This is a genomic window from uncultured Paenibacillus sp. (assembly GCF_963515335.1).
Taxonomy (GTDB): Bacteria; Bacillota; Bacilli; order Paenibacillales; family Paenibacillaceae; genus Paenibacillus_I.
Window position 1 is genome coordinate 82,304 of record NZ_CAUPYC010000002.1, and the last position, 18,026, is coordinate 100,329.

Genomic DNA, 18,026 nt, shown 5'->3' on the forward strand with positions numbered 1-18,026 from the left:
TGCCTGGAAGGTTTAGGTCTTTCACCGAATGAATCTTTGCCCGCCGATTTGAACATGAATATACCGTGTAGGCGACTTGAAGCGCTGCAGCTCGAGTTCGTCCATACGATGCGCTCCATACGCAAACCGGGATAAAAACAAGAAATCCGGGTACACTATTTCGTCCGTTAAATACGCGGATCTGGCGACTCCCGCACGCCGAAATCGATTCAATGTACGAATGATTCCCCGTGCCGATGCGATACCGATACCATGGCCATAATATATATCATTCCCGAGCTTGACGGCATTTTCTCCTTGCCAATGGGGTGTTTCAGGCGAAACATCGGGATTATTAAAATATAAGATATCGCCGGGATAGGATCTGTCGCTTCCCTGTTCTTGAATGAGGCGGAGATCGCGGTCATAGTGCCAATCAAACAACAGCAGGTTTGCGAAAAGCTTATTGTACCGGGTCTCTTCGATTGAGTCCAACACCCCTTTGTACAATACAATGACCATAGCGGTCGCACACTCAAAGCTGTACAAACTCCCGTTCACAAAAATATCCCGTATTCCTGATGCCGGTGTCACACCATCCTTTAGGCGAAAGCCCCCCGATTCCGTCAAATTCCAAAACCGTTCGTTGCAACGGGCATTTTTAAAAGTAGAAAACCGTGCCCCGCTTTGATTTAACGCCATGGACGCCTCAACTATTTTTGTTCTCAAGGTCATTTCAAACTGCAAATGATGGGTGGAAAAGTAGTTGTAATAAACCGGACTGCTCTTTTTTTGTTCATAAATGCCTTTCGCCAGTTGAGTCCATGAAGAAATGTCGACCGGTATTTCAGTACCGGTTATTAAGATCATTGTTATCCCTGCTCTCCGCATAAAATCGACGTTATACGGCATTGTATGAGAGATGGTACGTCATGTGCCCATAAAAAAGCAACAATCATGAATGGCTGCCCATTCATGATTGTTGCTTTTGTGCCCTTTTTGGTCAACAAGGCAGTTAATGTTCAACTAAACTTTTCAGCGGAACAGTAAGCTCATTGTCAGGATCGGCGAGAGGATAGATCCTTGCCGTCTCGTTTTGTTCGTCCACGTGCTGAATATAGATCGGCGCCCCATCATAAGTCACATTAGCCATGATTGGCGAAGCGGCAACTTCTTGAGCTCGATATGCGTTCATTTCAACCAATACCTCCAGTTTAATCGCGTATGTTTCCTTAAAACCGGCTGTGTCCATAACAGTCGATCGATTGAGGAGAACCCGCCGGCGGCCGGCGGGTTCTCGTACTGCGCGCTTATTGCAGGCTTTGTTCCTGATAAGCGGAAGCTTGGGACTGGGCGCGATTGCTCGCTTGCCCGGATTGAGCGGCGGCTTGCCGCGCTTGCTGCAGCTGCTGGGCGCTGGCGTTCTCAGCCTGTTGCGCTTGCTGCGACAATTGCTGGGCCGCAACCGACGATTGCTCGGCTTGCTGCGCCTGTTGGAAAGCCTGAGCGCCCTGCTGGGCCGCCTGCTGCGTAGACTGCTGTGCCTGCTGCGCGGTTTGCTGCGCTTGCTGCTGAAGCTGTTGGGCGTTCTGCTGCGTGCTTTGCGCATTTTGTTGGTTATTCATGGCGTTTCCCTCCCGGGTGAATTTTTTCGTACTCGGTTAAGGTGGGGCAAAGCGCGATATTTTATACGGCAAGGGCGAGGTCATTTTCTTGCAAATCGCGTTAGGCCTGGTTGCCGACCGGTGTGCGGTCTCTAAAAACGAATAACTTCTGTCCCCAGTAATTGAGCAGCGTGTAAAGGCAGATTCCAAACAGTATCGCATGGTCTTCAACCGGCAGATCGGACATCCCGATGGCGTTCAACAATATCACGGCAGCCCGTAATCCCAAGTTGTACGCCAGGAAGTAGCAAATCAGCACCACCGCAATAAAACGCACTGCCGCCGTGGAAGGCGGCACACCGCTTCGGAACGTATAGGCTTTATTGAGGAGAAAGCTTACCGAAGCGCCGGCGGCGTTGCCGAAGAACGTCGACATTCCGTATGTCCAGCCCGCCCCGTAACGGAAGGCAACGATTATCGTCGTACCGATCAGCGTATTGATTGCACCGGCCAATGCAAAACGCACGAACGAATGCCGAAGCCACTCGCGTTCCGGTTTCATTTGATCAGAACTGAGTGCCTTTTGGTGAGCGAATAGTGACGGCGATTCCGTGCGGCCGATTCGGAAGCCGGTGAATATAAATCGATTTCTACCGCATATTTCGGTCTGCGTTTGACTTCGACAAAGATTTTGCCCATGTATTCCCCTATAATGCCGATCCCCAGCAGTTGAAGCGCGCCCAGAAACCAAACGGAGACGATGAGAGATGTCCAGCCTGCGTTCGTTTCTCCGGCCCATTTCTGAAAGAGGGCATAGCCCCCTGCCACGATACTCATGGCAAGCAATGCAAGGCCAAGGGAGGTGACGAAACGGATGGGCGCCACGCTGAACGAGGCGATGCCGTCAAAAGCAAAAGACAGCATTTTCCTGATCCCGTATTTTGATCTTCCGGCCAAACGCTCTTTCCGATCGTAAAACACCTGAGTCGCCGAAAAACCGACTAACGGCACGATGCCGCGGAGAAAAACGTTCGTTTCGCCGTAACGGCAAAGCTCCCGTACCGCGCGTTTGGACATTAAGCGGAAATCCGCATGATTGGGAATCAATTGAATCCCGATTCGCGTCATGAGCCCGTAAAAAGCGAGCGCCGACGTTCGTTTAAACCAGGTGTCCGACTGTCGGCAGGCCCGAACGCCGTAAACGACATCGAAGCCTTCATGAAACTTGAGAATAAAGTCCCTGATGCTTCGGATGTCGTCCTGCAAATCGGCGTCGATCGATACGACGCAGTCGGAGTGCGCGCATGCGGCCTCCAAACCGGCAAGCAGCGCCTTCTGGTGTCCGACATTGCGAGCCAGCTTTAACCCCGTCACCTCCGGATGATTGGCATGTTCCGCCGTGATCATGGACCATGTGCCGTCCTTGCTGCCGTCATCGACAAACAGCAGTTTGCTCGCGGGCGCCGCCAGCTGTTCTCCAACCAAATCATGCAATACTCCCCGTAGCTGCCGGCATGTTTCCGGCAGCACTTCTTCTTCGTTATAACAAGGAACGACAATGGTAAGAAGCGGCCGATTCATGGTATCCTTGCCTCCTGTGCACATGATTCACTTCATATACGTAGATGCGCCATGCGGACTGCCGGTGATCGAAGATCCCGAACAATCTCAATTGATTGTCCGCGCTGTTGAGAATCGGTACGGCAGAGAAGATGAAGCGCCCACCCATCTCTTTGAAAGTGTTCATATCCAGCTGCAAATGACGAATTTGCTTCTTGCTGTCTTTGCGGTAATCGAATTTCATGCCGAGCTCGTCGACAAAAACGTAGCAGCGTCCTCCCCAATAATCGAAATACTTGCGGAGGCCGGCGTTTTTCGCCAATTCCTTTGCTATTATTTGACGAAAACGGTGTTTGTATGTCAGCGGATAAAAGTTGTTGTAGGTGTCCAGGGTGTAAAATCCGTTATATTGCGCCACGGCCGGATGCAGCCCGATGCTCGCCACCCGGTAGTTGCGCTGCGGCAGCCCGATCGCTTCGCGTATGCCGGCGAATTGGTCTACCGCATAAAATTGCCGGAAGCTCGGCGAATTAAGCTTGCGCTGCACGTGCTCATCGTTCGATTGGAACAATACGTGAAGCTGGAGGCCCAGAGCGATGATGACGAGCGACCTGCCCATGCGCCCCCATCGCCACAGGATCAAACAGGCCAAAGCGAACCCCAAATAGATGACCAGCGGGCGAAGAAAGTGAAAACGCGCAAAATTGAAGGTGGTGAGCAGGCTGATTTGTTCCTTCAGCGGCTTCCATGCCTTGTTGAACCAGAACGCGTACCAGGCGGAAAGGGCAAAGTTAACGCCGAGCAGCAGGGCAAACATCCGTGCCGTACGGTCCCATTGCCGCCGCGCCGCGCATAACACGGATACGAGGATGGTCACCGGCAAGATCACTTTCGTATGGACCGTTTCCACATGGTTGTGACCGAGGGCGAAATGGAGGAACGTATGCCGGACGCTTTGCCTGAAGTTGAAGTAGGAGTTGAAAAACTCATTGCGGCTCGTCGGCTCTTCGGCCAGAACGAGAGACAGCAGCAGCCTGTAATCGATCAGAAGGAAAACGGCCGTCATGAAGGCAATGCTTCCGAGAAAGGGCGCATTGAATTCCCGTTTCACGAGCAGGTCGCGAAGCCAAAGCGCGCCGACGGCAGCCAGGAAGAAAAAAAAGCCGAGAACCAAACTCGAATAGAGCGGCAGAAGGCCGAGCGTCAGCCACTCCCGCCAGGAAGACCGGCGGGCGCGAATGTTCAGAAAAGCCCATAAGGCCAGCGGGTGTCCGAGCGTACTGAGCATTCCCGAAGGCCAGAACGGCGTCAAAGCGAAGGCGAGCGATCCGAATACACGGATCGGCCAAGCATCGGCTTCCTTAACGAAGTGCGTGCGGAGAAGCAGGTACATCCCGATAAACGCAACGATCCGCGTAACGGTTTGGCTTAACGCATATGCCTGCATGGACGGAAAGAGCGCATGAAGCAGGACGATGCCGCTGAATTCGGTACCGAATGCATTTCGCGGCAAGCCGTTGATCACCTGCGGAATGGTGGAACGGACACCGCCGAACCATTGTCCGCTGCCCACCAGCACCTTGTACCAGGCGATATTCGAATCCAGATTGTCATGTACCCGGATATGCGCGTCTTCACCGAGAATAAACAAGGGCGATACGTAGACGGCCATTAAGAGGAAGGCGAATGCAATCGCAATGGGTTCGGCCGTCGGCTGTCTCGATTGACGCATGATCCGAAACTCGCCTCATTTCATCAGATCAAGTAAAAATGCTTTGAGATCTACTACCCGCAATTGCTCCGGTTTGCGGTCGGTTCCTGCCAGGATCAACGGAATAAGGGACTCCGTTTTGGTGAGGGAACCGTGTCCGCCGCCCCCTTTATGGGTAGGGGAGCTTCTATCCGCCAGTTCATAGCCCGGCTTGGCGGTAACCACCATATATTCGCCTTCATGTGAATGCAGCGCTCCGGACAATCGCTGCAGCACATCGGGATATCGGCCATAGGCAATCGTACGTTTCTGTTCATTGATTTGTAAATCCAGTACCTGCGGGTTCGCGTCCAATTGCCACGATTGTTCGTAAAGGTCCGTCATTTTTCCGTCAGCCCGGTAACGGAACTGTTCGGATGTTCCGCCTTGCACGACATGAATCCAACCGCCCCGCTCTTTCCAAGCGAGCAGATCGATTCGCGGATCGGTTTGGAGCACGCCCGCTATATCCTGTAAGGAAGCCGCAGGTTTAAGCGTATAGACGTAAGCCATCGTTTCATTAACCGCAAGGACGATATCCGTGTTCTCCGTTACGGGCGATCCGGGCCGTAACACATTGAACTTGTTTAAAGCTTCGGGCAGGTCAATCACCGGATCTTCACCGGCAGGACGGATTTGGGTCACGCCGCTGTCCCCGACGATCATAATCACGGCCTCTTTCAGCGCCTTCCGCGGTGAGCCGAACGCCTCCAGGAAAGATTGCAATTGTTTATCCAATCGGATCACGCCCTCCATTTCGGAAGGGCCGTTTTTATGCAGCTTCTGATCCAGGTCGGGCAAATAAACGAACAGAAAATTCGGCAGTTTATCGTTTTTAATTAAATAGTTCGCCGTTGCGAACGAATAAGCATTGCCGAACCCGAGCCGATCATCGAGCTCCTCGGGCAAGTTTTTTTTGCCTTTGAGCGGGTTGGAGAGCGAGCCGAAGGCCAAAAAGTCAGGGCCCTTCACTTTGATCGTTCCCGGCAATTCGGTCGGAACATGGATCCAGGCCGGAATCGTCAACCGATGACCGGAGGTTCCCCTGTAAACCAAACCGTTGATTGAACCGGACTTCAACCCTTTCCGGGCCAAATCTTCGTAAATGGTCGGAGTTTGCGGATTCAAGTGATCCCGGTTGAGACGGATCAAAGCATCCTCAAGCATCGGATTGATACCCTGCCTTACGATCTCCATCGGTCCGGTTCCATAATTTACGATTCGCTTTTCCTTGACATCGTACCAGATCAGTCCCGGGACGCGGTGGGCATTCGGATAAGTTCCGGTCAGCAAGGAGCTGTCGATAGTCACTGACATGGTAGGGAAGGAGCTGACCACATCCTTGTAGTATTGCCCTTGTTCAATAAGGAACCGGAGAGCGGAGAGTTTCCGTAGCCTGATTCCGGTATCGATCGCCTGGGGCAGTAAAGAGTCGGCCATAAGCACGATCACTTTTTTCGGATCATGCGCGTTATCGGTTTTGATGCGGAGAAGATCCTGTTCCTGCGGTGCCGCTTCCCGTTTGCCGCATGCCGAGAGCAGAACAACCAACATGACGACCGATAAAAGGAGACTTCGTTTCTTACGCAATCTGCGTCACCTGCCCGTATCTTCTTTCTGCGATGCAGCCAGGTACATTTTTCTTCTTTAGGCGCCAGGCTATACCAAGTGAAGGGTGGGAAAACATGGTTCCTGAAAGAAAAAGACGGCGCGCATAGCACGCTATGCGACACCGCCTTCGGTTTTTTCGATCGGCAGTTCCATTCTGATCCATGTCCCTTGCCCGGCTTGCGTTCTGATTTGGAATGCAACCCGGTCGCCATAAGCGAGCAGAAAGCGCCGGTATACGTTCATGATCCCTGTATGCTTCCGGAAGAAGGGATCGACTTGCCCGGTTTTGGATTTGATGAGCAGGTTCAGCTTGTCCATGACATCCTCTGGCACGGACGTACCTGTGTCGTGAACCTCGATCAGCAGAGTATCCTCCTTTCGCTCGGCGCGGACGGTCAATGTGAAGGCTTCCGGAGCCATATGGGGACTCCATGCGTATTTGATCGCGTTCTCCACAAACGGCTGGATGCTGAGCTTCATGATCGGGATGTCCAGCACCGCAGGATCGACCTCGAATATGGCGTTGACATCCGTACCGTTCCGGAAATAATGAATCGTCAGGAAATTCCGGATGTAGGCCAGCTCTTCCTTCAGCGGCGCCCAGCCGCCGTCGTTTCTCACGCTGTAGCGCATCATGCGCGATACCGACTGCACCATCTCCCCGACCGCTTCCCCGTTATTTTTGCCGGCATAGGATTCGATCGTTTCAAGCGTGTTGAACAGAAAATGCGGGTTGATCTGCGCCTGAAGCTGCAGCAGCTCCCGCTCCTTCTCCTTGAGCTTGGACGCTACGACCTCCTGCTCCATTTGCTGCAGCTCGTTCAGCATTTGATTATAGCCGTGGATCAGAAATCCGATCTCATCGTTGCTGGACGGCTCGCTGATCGGGTGATACGCCCCCCGACCCAATCGCGCCATCCCCTGCTTCAGCTTGGAGAGCGGGCGGAGGACGATGTTCATGACAGGATAGGCTACGATCAGGGAAATGGAGAAGCTTGCGATCGCGATAAGCAGCGTCAGGTTGGTGGACTGCGCCGCGCCTTCGGTCATGCTGCTGAGCGGCGCGATCCATACGAGCTTCCAATCGCCGTAAGGCAAATCGGAATAGGTAACCTCGTATCTGATCGCGTTTGAAGTAAACATGAATTCTTGTTGATCGCGCAGGCCTGTGTTTAACGAATTCCTGAAATCCCGCAGCAGGGAATCCTCCATTTTCACATTGGAGACTGCCGCGCCGCTTGAATCGTGATATAGTAGGAGATGTCCCTCTTGCTCGTAGTCCGGTCTGCTCAGCAGACTTTTGATTTTATCCTCGCTGATTTCAATCGAGAACCAGGCGTCGATGGTGCCGGTCCGCAGATTGTAGACCGGACGTATGAAGGAGAACACCGTTTCTTTCGTATCAAGCGCATAATTAAGGGGATGGGGCGCGCTCAGCGTCGTGTTTTCAAGCCGGGCAATATTGCCGTATAGAGGGTCATCCTGAATCGGGTAACTGAAATCGAACCGCTTCTGGTAAGAATCGAAATACTTTTTGCCGAGCCCGTCCATATACAGGACGCCGAGAATTTCGTTGCGCTCCTGCAGCGACTGCCGCTGGATCGGCTGATAATCGATCGTATAGCCCGCTTGCGCAACGAGATCATCCGCCGGAGTCTCCATAAACCGTTGGAAGGCGGAATTCGTGAACAGCGAATCGAACGAATCGCTCACCTCCTGCAAATAGGCGGTCAGGTCCTGGGATACCGACTGCACGTACTGGGAGGAGATCGAGGACGAATATTCGGTGCCCGAACGGAACATGAAATACTGAGAGCTGTAGCTTACGATTGCGGTAGGCACAATTGAAATCGCTACCAGAATGACGAACAATTTATGCTTGAGGGACAGATACACCATTATTCGTTTCAGAGAAAGCAGGAACGGCTTCATGTTGGGATCCTCCTCGAATGGGCAGGCTGCTTGAAGCAATGTATTCAACGTCCGGTTACGGAATCCTTGCAAGGAGCTGACGAACGATGAAAATCTGTGTCGCCGACGATGAGAAGGAAGTAAGGGAAAGTATTATCCACAAGCTGCGGGCGCTGTATCCGCTGGACGAAATCTACGATGTGGAATTCGGCCGCAAGGCGCTGCAGCAGATCGCCATGGTCAACCCCGACCTCGTCTTTCTGGATATACGGATGCCGGAAATGGACGGCCTCGATATTTTGCGGTCGATGAAGCAAACCAAGCCTTCCATCCAGGCGGCGATCCTGTCCGGTTATGACGACTTTGAGTATGCGCGTAAGTCGCTCCATATCGGCGCGATCGACTATTTGCTGAAGCCCGCCGACCGGGAGGAGCTGCGGGCGGTCGTGGACAAGGTAAAGGCGGAGACGGACAAGGCGTTCCGGAAGGAAATGGACATTCATTTGGGCAAGCTGTCGGCCCAATATGTGTTCATCGATTCGCTGCGTTATTTTAACACAAGTCTGTGGTTCGACGAAAGGCGGGAAAAAACGGTTCTGTTCGGCCGCTTTGGGGAGCTGTCGGAACAGCTTGGGCAGGCGCCGAAGGATACCGTGTTTACGTTTTCGGTCAATCAGGATTATGAAGGGGCGGTGGTTGCGCGGCGGCCGGAGCACCGGGGTCCCTTTTTCCAGCTTATGGAGCACTTTGTTCCGGCGGTGCTGGAGGGGATGGACAAATGGGAGAGCGAGCGCTTTTTCGGGAGGCCCCCGGAAGGCAGGGGGAATTCGGAAACCCGGCGGAAGGCCGTCCGGCAGGCCGCGCAGCTGCGCCACAAAATGTTGTCCTCCGCCAGAACGGGCAGCTTCCCGAATCTGGAGCAGTCGTTGAATAGTTGGCTGGATTGCTTGTACAGCCTCGATCTGTCCATGTTGAGAAAGGAATGCGTGAACCTGATGGCCTCGCTGGATGAAGGGCTGGCGGGCGGCGGGGAAGTGATCGTGCTCGAGGAGGAGAAAATCCACTACTGGTCGCAATGGGTGGGCAAGCACCGGACCTGGGACGAATTGAGCGGCAAAATCCGCAAGTTTGTGCTTGACGGCGTAAGGGCCTTGATGCAGCCTGAAAGTGAAAGCCAGGCGAATACGGGCTGGTTCCGGCAAGCGCTGCATATGGTCGATACGTCCACCGATCCGAACCTGAGCCTGGAGCTGGTGGCGGAGGCGGTGGGCGTGCATTCCGTGACGTTAAGCCGGATTTTCAAGCAGCAGACGGGCATGAACTTTGTCCGGTACCTGGTGCGTAACCGGCTTCGGCTGGCGCAATCGCTGCTGCTCAAGTCGGAGAAGAAAATCAACGACATTGCCGAGGAGGTCGGGTACGTCGATTACCGGTATTTCCGCTCGCTGTTCAAAAAGGAATTCGGCATGACGCCGTCCGAATACCGCAGAAGAAACGGGATCGCCCCCGCCGGCGACGAGGCGGATTAAGGCCGGCCGCTCGGCGGGATAGTCCTGTAAAACCGTTATGATCCATAGGAGCGTAGACGGTTTTTTTTCAAGTAAATACAATCCATTGCGCTTATGGTTAATCGTCAGGATGCGTTAAAAATTTCTCCCCCCTCGGTTAAATTATTCCGCTGTTTTCCGTTCAGATTAACTTTTATACTCACGTTACAGGCGCTTGCACATACGGCGCCGACACTAAGAGACGCTGGGGGATGAATCAATGCGAGTGCTAAAAGGATGTTTGATCCTCTGTTTGGCTTTGATCATCGGCATTACGACGGCATGCTCGAACCGTAACGGGAACGCGAATTCCCCGGACGCCGCGAATACCGCCGATACCGGTGGCGCCGGCAAGGCGGGCGGGAACGAGAAGCCGAAAGAGCTGAAAATCCTCTACGCGACGGCCGAGGCCGGCTCCGAAGCGATTCTGGACGCGGTCAAGAAATACGAGTCCGAATCGGGCATCAAGGTGTCCGTGGATACGTTTCCTTACAACAACCTGCAGGAAAAAGTTTTTTCCGAGCTGGCGCAAAAAAGCGACTACTACGACCTGATGGCCATCGACACGCCTTGGGTGCCGCAGCTGATCCAGCATCTGGAGCCGCTTTCATCCTACATGAGCAGCACGGCCAAACCCGATTTGCTGGCGCTTGATGATTACATCGCCAAAGTGTTCCTCGACACGTCGGTGTTCAAGCTGGACGCGCCGAACGAGCAGCCGCCGGCGATGGACACGATCTCGCTGGACGCCGTCACGGGCGCTGGCTTCGAGGTCATCGGGCTTCCGATCCAGTCGAACGTGCTGACGGTCAGCTACCGCAAGGATCTGTTCGAGGACCCGGCCAACCAGGCGGCGTTCAAGGAGCAATTCGGCCGCGATCTTGCGGTGCCGAATACGCTGGATGAGTATTTGGACGTCGCCAAGTTTTTCACCCGCGATACCGATAACGACGGCAAGATCGATATGTACGGCACGACGCTGATGGCGAAAAAGCATGAAGCCGGCTTCGTCGATTTCAAATCGTTCCTGAGCGATTTCGGCGGATCGATCTTCGACGCGAACATGAAGCCGGTGTTCAATAACGAGCAGGGCGTGCAAGCGCTGGAGCTGTACGGCAGCTGGATCAACGAGTACAAAGTTACGCCTCCGGGAACGACGACCTATACGTGGGACGAAGTCGCAACCGTCTTCGGCTCCGGCCAAGTCGCTATGGGCATGAACTATCACGATATGCAGCTTGATCCGAAGGTGAACGGCAAGGAGGGATACTTCATGTTCCCCGGCCGTGAAGACGGCGGCAATATCGTCCGCGGCCCGCACTTCGGATCGTGGGAGCTGTCGGTCAGCAAATATTCCAACAACAAACAGGCCGCATACGAGCTGGCGGAATGGCTGACCAGCCCGGCGACGCAGGAGGGCTACCTGCCCTTCAAGCAGAAAGTGACCCGGCTTTCAAGCTACAAGGCTGCCGAAGCGATTGAAGACGAAACGGTCAGGGAGTTCTATCAGGTGCTCGGCGAATCGCTGAAAGTCGGCGTCGGCCGTCCGAGAATTACGAACTACGGTCAAGTATCCGAAGCTGTGCAGGTCGGCATGAACGATTATCTCACCGGCCGCAAAGGGGCCAAGGAAGCGCTGGACGGCGCCGCCAAGCAGGTCGAGACCATTATGGAGCAGGCCGGCTACTACAAGTAACATCACGTCTCACAAAATAATCCCCAAAAAGTGACGTGATGCTCTGTAGCTTAATCCGATTGCTTTTCGGGGACCCCATCAGGATATAAAATCTTTATATACAAGCATAAGGATGGTTAACGATGTACGCAGCTTCAAGGAAAACGAACAAACGGCTCATTTCCGCCTTGTTGAACACCGTCATGTATGCCTCATTGTTCGTGGCGCTGTTCCCCGTACTGTGGATGGTGATGACCTCTTTCAAAACGTCATGGGACGCGCAGGCGCTGCCGCCGATCTGGTTTTTTACGCCCGTGTTGGAGAACTATGCGAACCTGTTCGGCGGCGGCGGCAATTCTGGCGATTTCACAGTGCTGCTCATGAACAGCACGATCGTCGCGCTGGCCTCCACGATTCTGTCCGTCGTGTGCGGGGCGCTCGCTTCCTATTCGCTGTCGCGGTTCAGGACGAAGCGCAGCAAGGATATCGCGATGTGGATTCTCTCCACGCGGATGTTCCCGCCGGCGGCGACGCTTATCCCGGTTTTCATGATGATGAACTGGCTGAACCTGATGGATACGTACGCGGCCCTTATCATCCCGTATACCGCGTTCAACCTGTCGTTCGTCGTCTGGATGCTGAAAGGGTTCTTCGATGAAATTCCGAAGGATCTGGAGGAGTCGGCGATGGTCGACGGGTGTACGAGGTTTCAGGCTTTTCGCCGGGTTATTCTCCCGCTGGTGGCGCCCGGCCTGGCGGCGACGGCCATTATCTGCCTGATGTTCAGCTGGAACGAATTTATGTTTGCCCTTGTGCTGACGCGCAACGAGGCCGTCACCGCTCCGATTATCGCCAACCAGTTCGTGACGATGTACGGCATTCAATGGGGCGAATTGACCGCAGCCTCGACGCTGATGACGGCGCCCGTGCTCGTTTTCGCCATTCTGGTCCGCAACCATATGATCAAAGGGCTTACGTTCGGATCGGTGAAATGAGCGGCGCGGCCCGCCGCCGCATCGGCGCATCGGATCAAGAAGAACGGACAGGAGAGAGCATCGATGAGAGCTGTAATATTGCCTGGAAACAAAGAGGTGCATGTCGTCGACCGGCGGAAGCCGGCGCCGAAGGAAGGAGAAGTGCTCATTCGCATGCGGGTTTCCGCCATTTGCCGCAGCGACATGAGCCTCTATAACGGAACGCCGATCGTCGGCGGCGACGCCGCCAAGACGGGCCACATCGTTCCCGGGCACGAGCCCGCGGGCGATGTGGTGGAGGTCGGAGCCGGCGTGAGAGGGTTGCAGCCGGGCGACCGGGTGGCGGTTTACCTCGCGATCGGATGCGGGCATTGCTCCTATTGCCTGCGAGGCTACATGCACCTGTGCCCGCAGTGGAAATGCGTCGGCTTCGACGTGGACGGCGGCGACGCCGATTACATGATTGCCCCGGCGGCCTGCTGCCTGAAGCTGCCGGACGAAATGTCCTACGAGACCGGGGCGCTGCTGACCGATAACGTCGGAACGCAGTACCACACGCAGAAAACGCTGGGCGTATCCGGCAAGGACAGCGTGGCGGTATTCGGCCTCGGCCCGATGGGCAGCGCGGCGGCGCTTGTCGCCAAAGCGCGCGGCGCAAGGGTGATCGCGGTGGATGTGCTCGATTCCAGACTGCAAATGGCGAAGGAGCTCGGCGTCGACGCGATCGTCAACAGCACGCAGCAGGACGCGGTGCAGGCGTTGCGGGACTGGACCTACGGCGAAGGGGTCGACGTGGCGATCGATTGCTCGGGCAGCCCGGTCGCGCAGAACACCGCGCTCGACGCCGCGCGCAAGCTGGGCTCGGTCGCATTCGTCGGCGAGTCCCGGTCGACCACGATCAATCCGAGCGACCAGATGATCCGGAAGCTGCTGAGAGTCGTCGGCGGCTGGCATTTTCCGGTATGGGAATGGGAAGAGATCGCGCGGTTCGTCATCGATCAGAACATTCCGGTCAATCAGTATATCACGCACCGGTTCTCCATCGAGCAGGCGGCGGAAGCGTTCCGCATGTTCGACGAGCGGGTGACCGACAAAGCGGTTTTCGTATGGGAGTGAAAAAGCTCAGGATCGAATCGGGAGCGTTCAAGTATTATCTGTTCGTCCCGACGCTGGCCATCCTCATTTTCATGACGGTCGTACCGCTCGCCTTCTCGCTCATTACCAGCTTCACAGGCTACAAAGCGACCGAAACCGGCAGCTTCGTCTTCAACGGGGTCGACAACTTCGTCCGCGCATGGGGAGACACCAATATCCGGGCGGCGTTCCGGAATACGCTGACGTTCGTGTTTTTCTCGGTCGGCATCGAATTCGTGCTGGGGATGGCGTTGGCGGTGCTGCTCAACCGGCAGGTGAGGGGCATCACGTTCATCCGGACCTTCCTGCTGCTGCCGATGATGGTGACGCCGGTCGCGGTCGGACTGCTCTGGCGGTGGATGTTCAATACCGATTACGGGCTGATCAATTATTTCGCCGGAGCATGGTTCGGGGCTGATCCGGTCAATTGGCTGGGTGAGTACCTCTATGCGATGCCGGTCGTCATTCTGGTGGACGTGTGGCAGTGGACGCCGTTCGTCGTGCTGTCGCTGCTGGCCGGTTTGCAATCGCTGTCATCCGAGCCGTTTGAGGCGGGCAACATCGACGGCGCGAACGCCTGGCAGATTTTCCGGTACATTACGCTGCCCCAGCTCAAATCGGTCATACTCGTCGTGCTGCTGATCCGGACCATCGATTCGTTCAAGTCGTTCGACGTGGTCTGGATTCTGACCAACGGGGGACCGGGGGTCAGCACGGAGCTGTTCAGCTCGCAGATCTACCGGATTGCGTTCAAGTTCTGGGAGACGGGGTACGCTTCAGCCGTATCGTGGGTGTTCCTGATTGTCGTCATGGTGATCACGTCGCTGTTTATCCGGTTTTTGTACCGGGAGGATGTCGTCTGACGGAGCCGGCGGAAGCCAGCAGATATGTACGATCCCGTATGTATGAGGAGGCTTAAAGAATGAAAGGCATTTCGTTCAATACATGGGTATACGGCAGCTTCCCTTCGTGGCTGCCCTCCTACACGCTGGAGGAGACAATCTCGCGCCTGGCGGGCATGGGCTACGACGGCATCGAGATCGGCTGCGCCAGCCCGCACGCCTGGCCGGACTATTTATCGGCACAGAAGCGCGCAGAGATCGGCAAGGTGCTGGAGCGCAACAATCTGAAGGTGGCAGCTATGCTGCCGGCGCCGGGCGGCGGTCCGGGCATGAATCCGTCTTCTCCGCTGCCGGAGGAAAGGGCGTTCACGGTCAAGCATTACAAGGACGTGATCCGGCTCGCGCACGATTGGCAGTGCCCGACCGTCATCTGGATAGCGGGTTGGGTCGTTCACGGCACAAGCCAGCGGGAAGCATTCCGTTACAGTCTCGAAGGTCTCAAGGAGTGCGCGGCCTATGCCAAGGAGCTCGGGATCGATATGGTCGTCGAGCCGACGCCCACCGACAGCAACCTGATCGAAACCGCGGACGACGCGCTGGATTTGGCGGCGGATACCGGCATGGACAACGTGCATGTCATGTTCGACACGTTCCACGCGATGTACCGTAACGAGGTGCCGAGCGACTATGTATACCGGATGAAGGACAAGCTGCGCCACGTCCATATTTCCGACAACGACCGTCTGCCTCCGGGGCAGGGCTACGGCAACTTCGACGCCGTGCTGAAAGCGCTCAAGGCGGTCGGTTACAAAGGTTATCTGTCCATGGAGGTCGGGTTCCATACCCGCAAGTCCGACCCGGGCTGGTATGCCGAGACTTCGCTTGAGTTTCTGAGACAGAAGCTGAAAGAGCTTGACTGGGGCAAGACCGGTCGATAACAGACGAGGCTTCAACGGCCTGCTTTTAACGTTCATCGTTGAAAGCAGGCCGCTATTTTTTTGTAAATAATGGATGTGGATGAATAATTCTGATGATAAAAATCGAATGCGTTAAAAAATCCTACCCTGCAGGCTAAATTACTCTCCTGTGACTCGAAAGTTATATCTTTTATACTGAGTGCAAGGCAATAGTAATAGCTTCACCAGCTTACTTTTAACGCTCGGCGTTAAAAGTAGAGCGATCATAGCGATATATCGCCGGGTGAGCACAAATAGTACTTCTCAAGGAGGTAAAACAGTGAAGTGGGGTTATCAGACGAACACATGGGGTGGTGTAGTCGGTCATCCCGCCGGGGTTACTTCGGTCAAGGACCTGTATTACTTGGCGAACGGGTCCACGGAGCAGGCCATCAAGGACATCGCGGCGGCGGGGTACCAGGGAATCGAACTGTTTGACGGTAATCTGATGCAGTATGAAGGCCGGCTGGACGAGTTTCGACAGCTGCTGGCCGACCATAAGCTGTCCCTGATCGGCGTCTATACCGGAGCCAATTTCATTTACCGGGATATTCTGGAGGAGGAGTTCGCCAAGATCGAGAAGGTCGCGGCAATGGCTGCGGCCGCGGGCGCGGAACATCTGGTGTTCGGCGGCGGGGCGGTACGCGCGGACGGCATTCGGGATGAGGACTATTCGGTGCTCGCCCAAGCCTTGGACCGCGCCGCCGAACTGGCCGGCCGGTACGGTCTGATCCCGAGCTATCATCCGCATCTCGGCACCTGCGTCGAAAGACCGGATCAGCTTGAACGGCTGATGAAGCTGACCGCCATTCATTTGTGCCCGGATACCGCTCACATCGAAGCGGGCGGCGGAGATCCGGTTGCGGTGATACGCGCTTATACGGACCGCATCAGGTACGTGCACTTCAAGGACTACGGATCAGGCGCCTTCCTTCCGCTGGGAGAGGGGCGGCAGCGCTTCGACGCCATGATGGCAGCCCTGCGTGAAAGCGATTACAACGGTTGGATCACGGTCGAATTGGACAGTCATGAGGATCCGTTCCAGGGCGCGGCAATCAGCAAACGGTATATCGATGAGCAATTGATGAAGAAGGCGTGATTTTAAAAAATAGGGGGTTTATGTCCATGAGAAAATCGAGTTTCACTTTGGCCGCGATTGTGCTTGTACTCAGCCTGATCCTTGCCGCTTGCGGCGGAAACAACAACAGCGGCGACAATAATGCCGGTACGCAGAACGATGCCGCTTCGACGAACGCGGGAGCGGGAAGCGACGGCGCGGCCGCCGATAACGGAGCCGCCGATGCGGGAGCGGCGGACGCCGCGGCGGACGGGCCGATCACGATCAACCAGTCGCTGCCGGATAAAGAGATTCTGAGCAAAGGGCCGGAAGGGGAAAGCGCCGTATCCGGCAAGACGCTTCAGCTGACGCCGGAAGAGCTGGCGAAGATCAAGGAAGGCAGCTATAAAGCCGCCATCTCGATGCACTACGCGGGCAACGACTGGTCGACCGCCCAGCTCAAAGGGCTGAAGGACACGTTTGCGAAAATGGGCATCGAGGTCATTGCGACGACGGATGCGAACTTCAAAGCCGAGACCCAGGTGTCCGACATCGAAACGATCCTGTCGCAGAAGCCGAATGTGATCGTCAGCATTCCGGTTGACCCGGTTTCCACCGCCGAGGCGTTCAAGAAAGCCGCCGCCCAAGGCGTGAAGCTGGTGTTTATGGACAACAAGCCGAGCGGCCTGAAGGCAGGCCAGGATTACGTCAGCGTCGTTTCGGCGGACAACTACGGGAACGGCGTGGAAGCGGCGAACATTATGGCGCAGGCGATCGGCGAGGAAGGCGAGATCGGGATGATTTACCACGATGCCGACTTCTTCGTTACGAAGCAGCGGACAGACGCTTTTGAAAAGACGATCGCCGAGAAGTATCCGAACATCAAGATAGCGGAGCGCGGCGGCATCACGGGACCGAACGACGGCGAGAAGGTCGCTTCCGCCATGCTGACCAAAAATCCGAACCTCAAAGGCATCTTCGTCGTCTGGGACGTTCCGGCGGAAGGCGCGCTGGCGGCAGCCCGTTCAGCGGGCCGCGACGACCTCGTCATTACGACGATCGACCTCGGCACCAACGTGGCGCTCGACATCGCATCCGGCGGCATGATCAAAGGTCTCGGCGCCCAGCTGCCGTACGATCAGGGCGTTGCCGAAGCGATTCTGGCGGGATATGCGCTGCTCGGCAAGGAAGCGCCGGCCTATGTGGCGGTTCCGGCCCTGTCGGTTACAAAGGACAACATTCTCGACGCATGGAAAACGGTTTACCAGGCGGATGCGCCGAAAACGATTCAAGACGCAGCGAAGTAATACGCACGGGCAGCTTTCACACAGCGCTTTATGCAAGTCCCTGAACTGCGGTCGGTTCCAGCGGGACCGGCCGCGGCCCAAGGGTTCAGGTCAGCGAACTTCATCCCATATATAGAGGA

Annotated in this window: 16 protein-coding genes; 8 read left to right on the top strand and 8 right to left on the bottom strand. The window is 55.5% G+C overall.

All coding sequences use genetic code 11. From position 1 onward, the window contains the following. Positions 1 to 21 precede the first annotated feature (21 nt). The 8 genes from RWM61_RS01260 to RWM61_RS01295 all read right to left on the bottom strand — a co-directional run bounded on the left by RWM61_RS01260 (position 22) and on the right by RWM61_RS01295 (position 8,436). The gene (locus RWM61_RS01260) at positions 22 to 849 is read right to left on the bottom strand and encodes a protein-glutamine gamma-glutamyltransferase (protein ID WP_313996513.1); all 828 of its coding nucleotides are present in this window, start codon (positions 847 to 849) and stop codon (positions 22 to 24) included. Between the two features lie 145 nt (positions 850 to 994). Further along, positions 995 to 1,174, bottom strand: a complete 180-nt coding sequence (locus RWM61_RS01265) for a small acid-soluble spore protein H (RefSeq protein ID WP_313996515.1) — start codon at positions 1,172 to 1,174, stop codon at positions 995 to 997. A gap of 115 nt (positions 1,175 to 1,289) precedes the next feature. After that, a complete protein-coding gene (locus RWM61_RS01270) occupies positions 1,290 to 1,604 on the bottom strand; it encodes a hypothetical protein (RefSeq protein ID WP_313996517.1) in 315 nt (104 codons plus the stop codon). Positions 1,605 to 1,704: 100 nt separating this feature from the next. Further along, positions 1,705 to 2,145, bottom strand: a complete 441-nt coding sequence (locus RWM61_RS01275) for a GtrA family protein (protein ID WP_313996519.1) — start codon at positions 2,143 to 2,145, stop codon at positions 1,705 to 1,707. Then, positions 2,142 to 3,164: a glycosyltransferase family 2 protein gene (locus tag RWM61_RS01280; protein ID WP_313996521.1), complete on the bottom strand. Its 1,023-nt coding sequence runs from the start codon at positions 3,162 to 3,164 to the stop codon at positions 2,142 to 2,144. The genes RWM61_RS01275 and RWM61_RS01280 overlap by 4 nt, the downstream gene beginning before the upstream one ends. Continuing rightward, positions 3,124 to 4,875 carry a DUF6044 family protein gene (locus tag RWM61_RS01285; RefSeq protein ID WP_313996523.1) on the bottom strand — a complete coding sequence of 584 codons (1,752 nt, stop codon included), beginning with the start codon at positions 4,873 to 4,875 and terminating at the stop codon, positions 3,124 to 3,126. Before RWM61_RS01285 ends, RWM61_RS01280 begins: the two co-directional genes overlap by 41 nt. 15 nt (positions 4,876 to 4,890) lie before the next feature. Next, on the bottom strand, positions 4,891 to 6,483 hold the full coding sequence (locus RWM61_RS01290; protein WP_313996525.1) for an alkaline phosphatase family protein: 1,593 nt from the start codon (positions 6,481 to 6,483) through the stop codon (positions 4,891 to 4,893). 132 nt (positions 6,484 to 6,615) lie between these two features. Beyond that, positions 6,616 to 8,436, bottom strand: coding sequence for a histidine kinase (locus tag RWM61_RS01295; RefSeq protein WP_313996527.1), 1,821 nt, complete (start codon positions 8,434 to 8,436; stop codon positions 6,616 to 6,618). Between the two features lie 86 nt (positions 8,437 to 8,522). On the opposite strand from RWM61_RS01295, the gene RWM61_RS01300 reads away from it, so the two are divergent. The 8 genes from RWM61_RS01300 (at position 8,523) to RWM61_RS01335 (ending at position 17,907) form a co-directional block, all read left to right on the top strand. Beyond that, on the top strand, positions 8,523 to 9,944 hold the full coding sequence (locus RWM61_RS01300; protein WP_313996529.1) for a helix-turn-helix domain-containing protein: 1,422 nt from the start codon (positions 8,523 to 8,525) through the stop codon (positions 9,942 to 9,944). Between the two features lie 238 nt (positions 9,945 to 10,182). Next, on the top strand, positions 10,183 to 11,658 hold the full coding sequence (locus tag RWM61_RS01305; protein WP_313996531.1) for a sugar ABC transporter substrate-binding protein: 1,476 nt from the start codon (positions 10,183 to 10,185) through the stop codon (positions 11,656 to 11,658). A gap of 122 nt (positions 11,659 to 11,780) precedes the next feature. Next, positions 11,781 to 12,632 (top strand): carbohydrate ABC transporter permease, encoded by an 852-nt coding sequence (locus RWM61_RS01310; RefSeq protein WP_313996533.1) that lies wholly within the window; start codon positions 11,781 to 11,783, stop codon positions 12,630 to 12,632. A gap of 63 nt (positions 12,633 to 12,695) precedes the next feature. Next, positions 12,696 to 13,727: a zinc-binding dehydrogenase gene (locus tag RWM61_RS01315; RefSeq protein ID WP_313996535.1), complete on the top strand. Its 1,032-nt coding sequence runs from the start codon at positions 12,696 to 12,698 to the stop codon at positions 13,725 to 13,727. Beyond that, positions 13,718 to 14,608: a sugar ABC transporter permease gene (locus RWM61_RS01320; protein ID WP_313996537.1), complete on the top strand. Its 891-nt coding sequence runs from the start codon at positions 13,718 to 13,720 to the stop codon at positions 14,606 to 14,608. The genes RWM61_RS01315 and RWM61_RS01320 overlap by 10 nt, the downstream gene beginning before the upstream one ends. 59 nt (positions 14,609 to 14,667) lie before the next feature. Next, on the top strand, positions 14,668 to 15,525 hold the full coding sequence (locus RWM61_RS01325; protein WP_313996539.1) for a sugar phosphate isomerase/epimerase: 858 nt from the start codon (positions 14,668 to 14,670) through the stop codon (positions 15,523 to 15,525). 298 nt (positions 15,526 to 15,823) lie between these two features. Further along, positions 15,824 to 16,642 (top strand): sugar phosphate isomerase/epimerase, encoded by an 819-nt coding sequence (locus tag RWM61_RS01330; protein WP_313996541.1) that lies wholly within the window; start codon positions 15,824 to 15,826, stop codon positions 16,640 to 16,642. A 26-nt stretch (positions 16,643 to 16,668) separates the two neighbouring features. After that, positions 16,669 to 17,907, top strand: a complete 1,239-nt coding sequence (locus tag RWM61_RS01335) for a substrate-binding domain-containing protein (protein WP_313996544.1) — start codon at positions 16,669 to 16,671, stop codon at positions 17,905 to 17,907. The last annotated feature ends 119 nt before the right edge of the window (positions 17,908 to 18,026 follow it).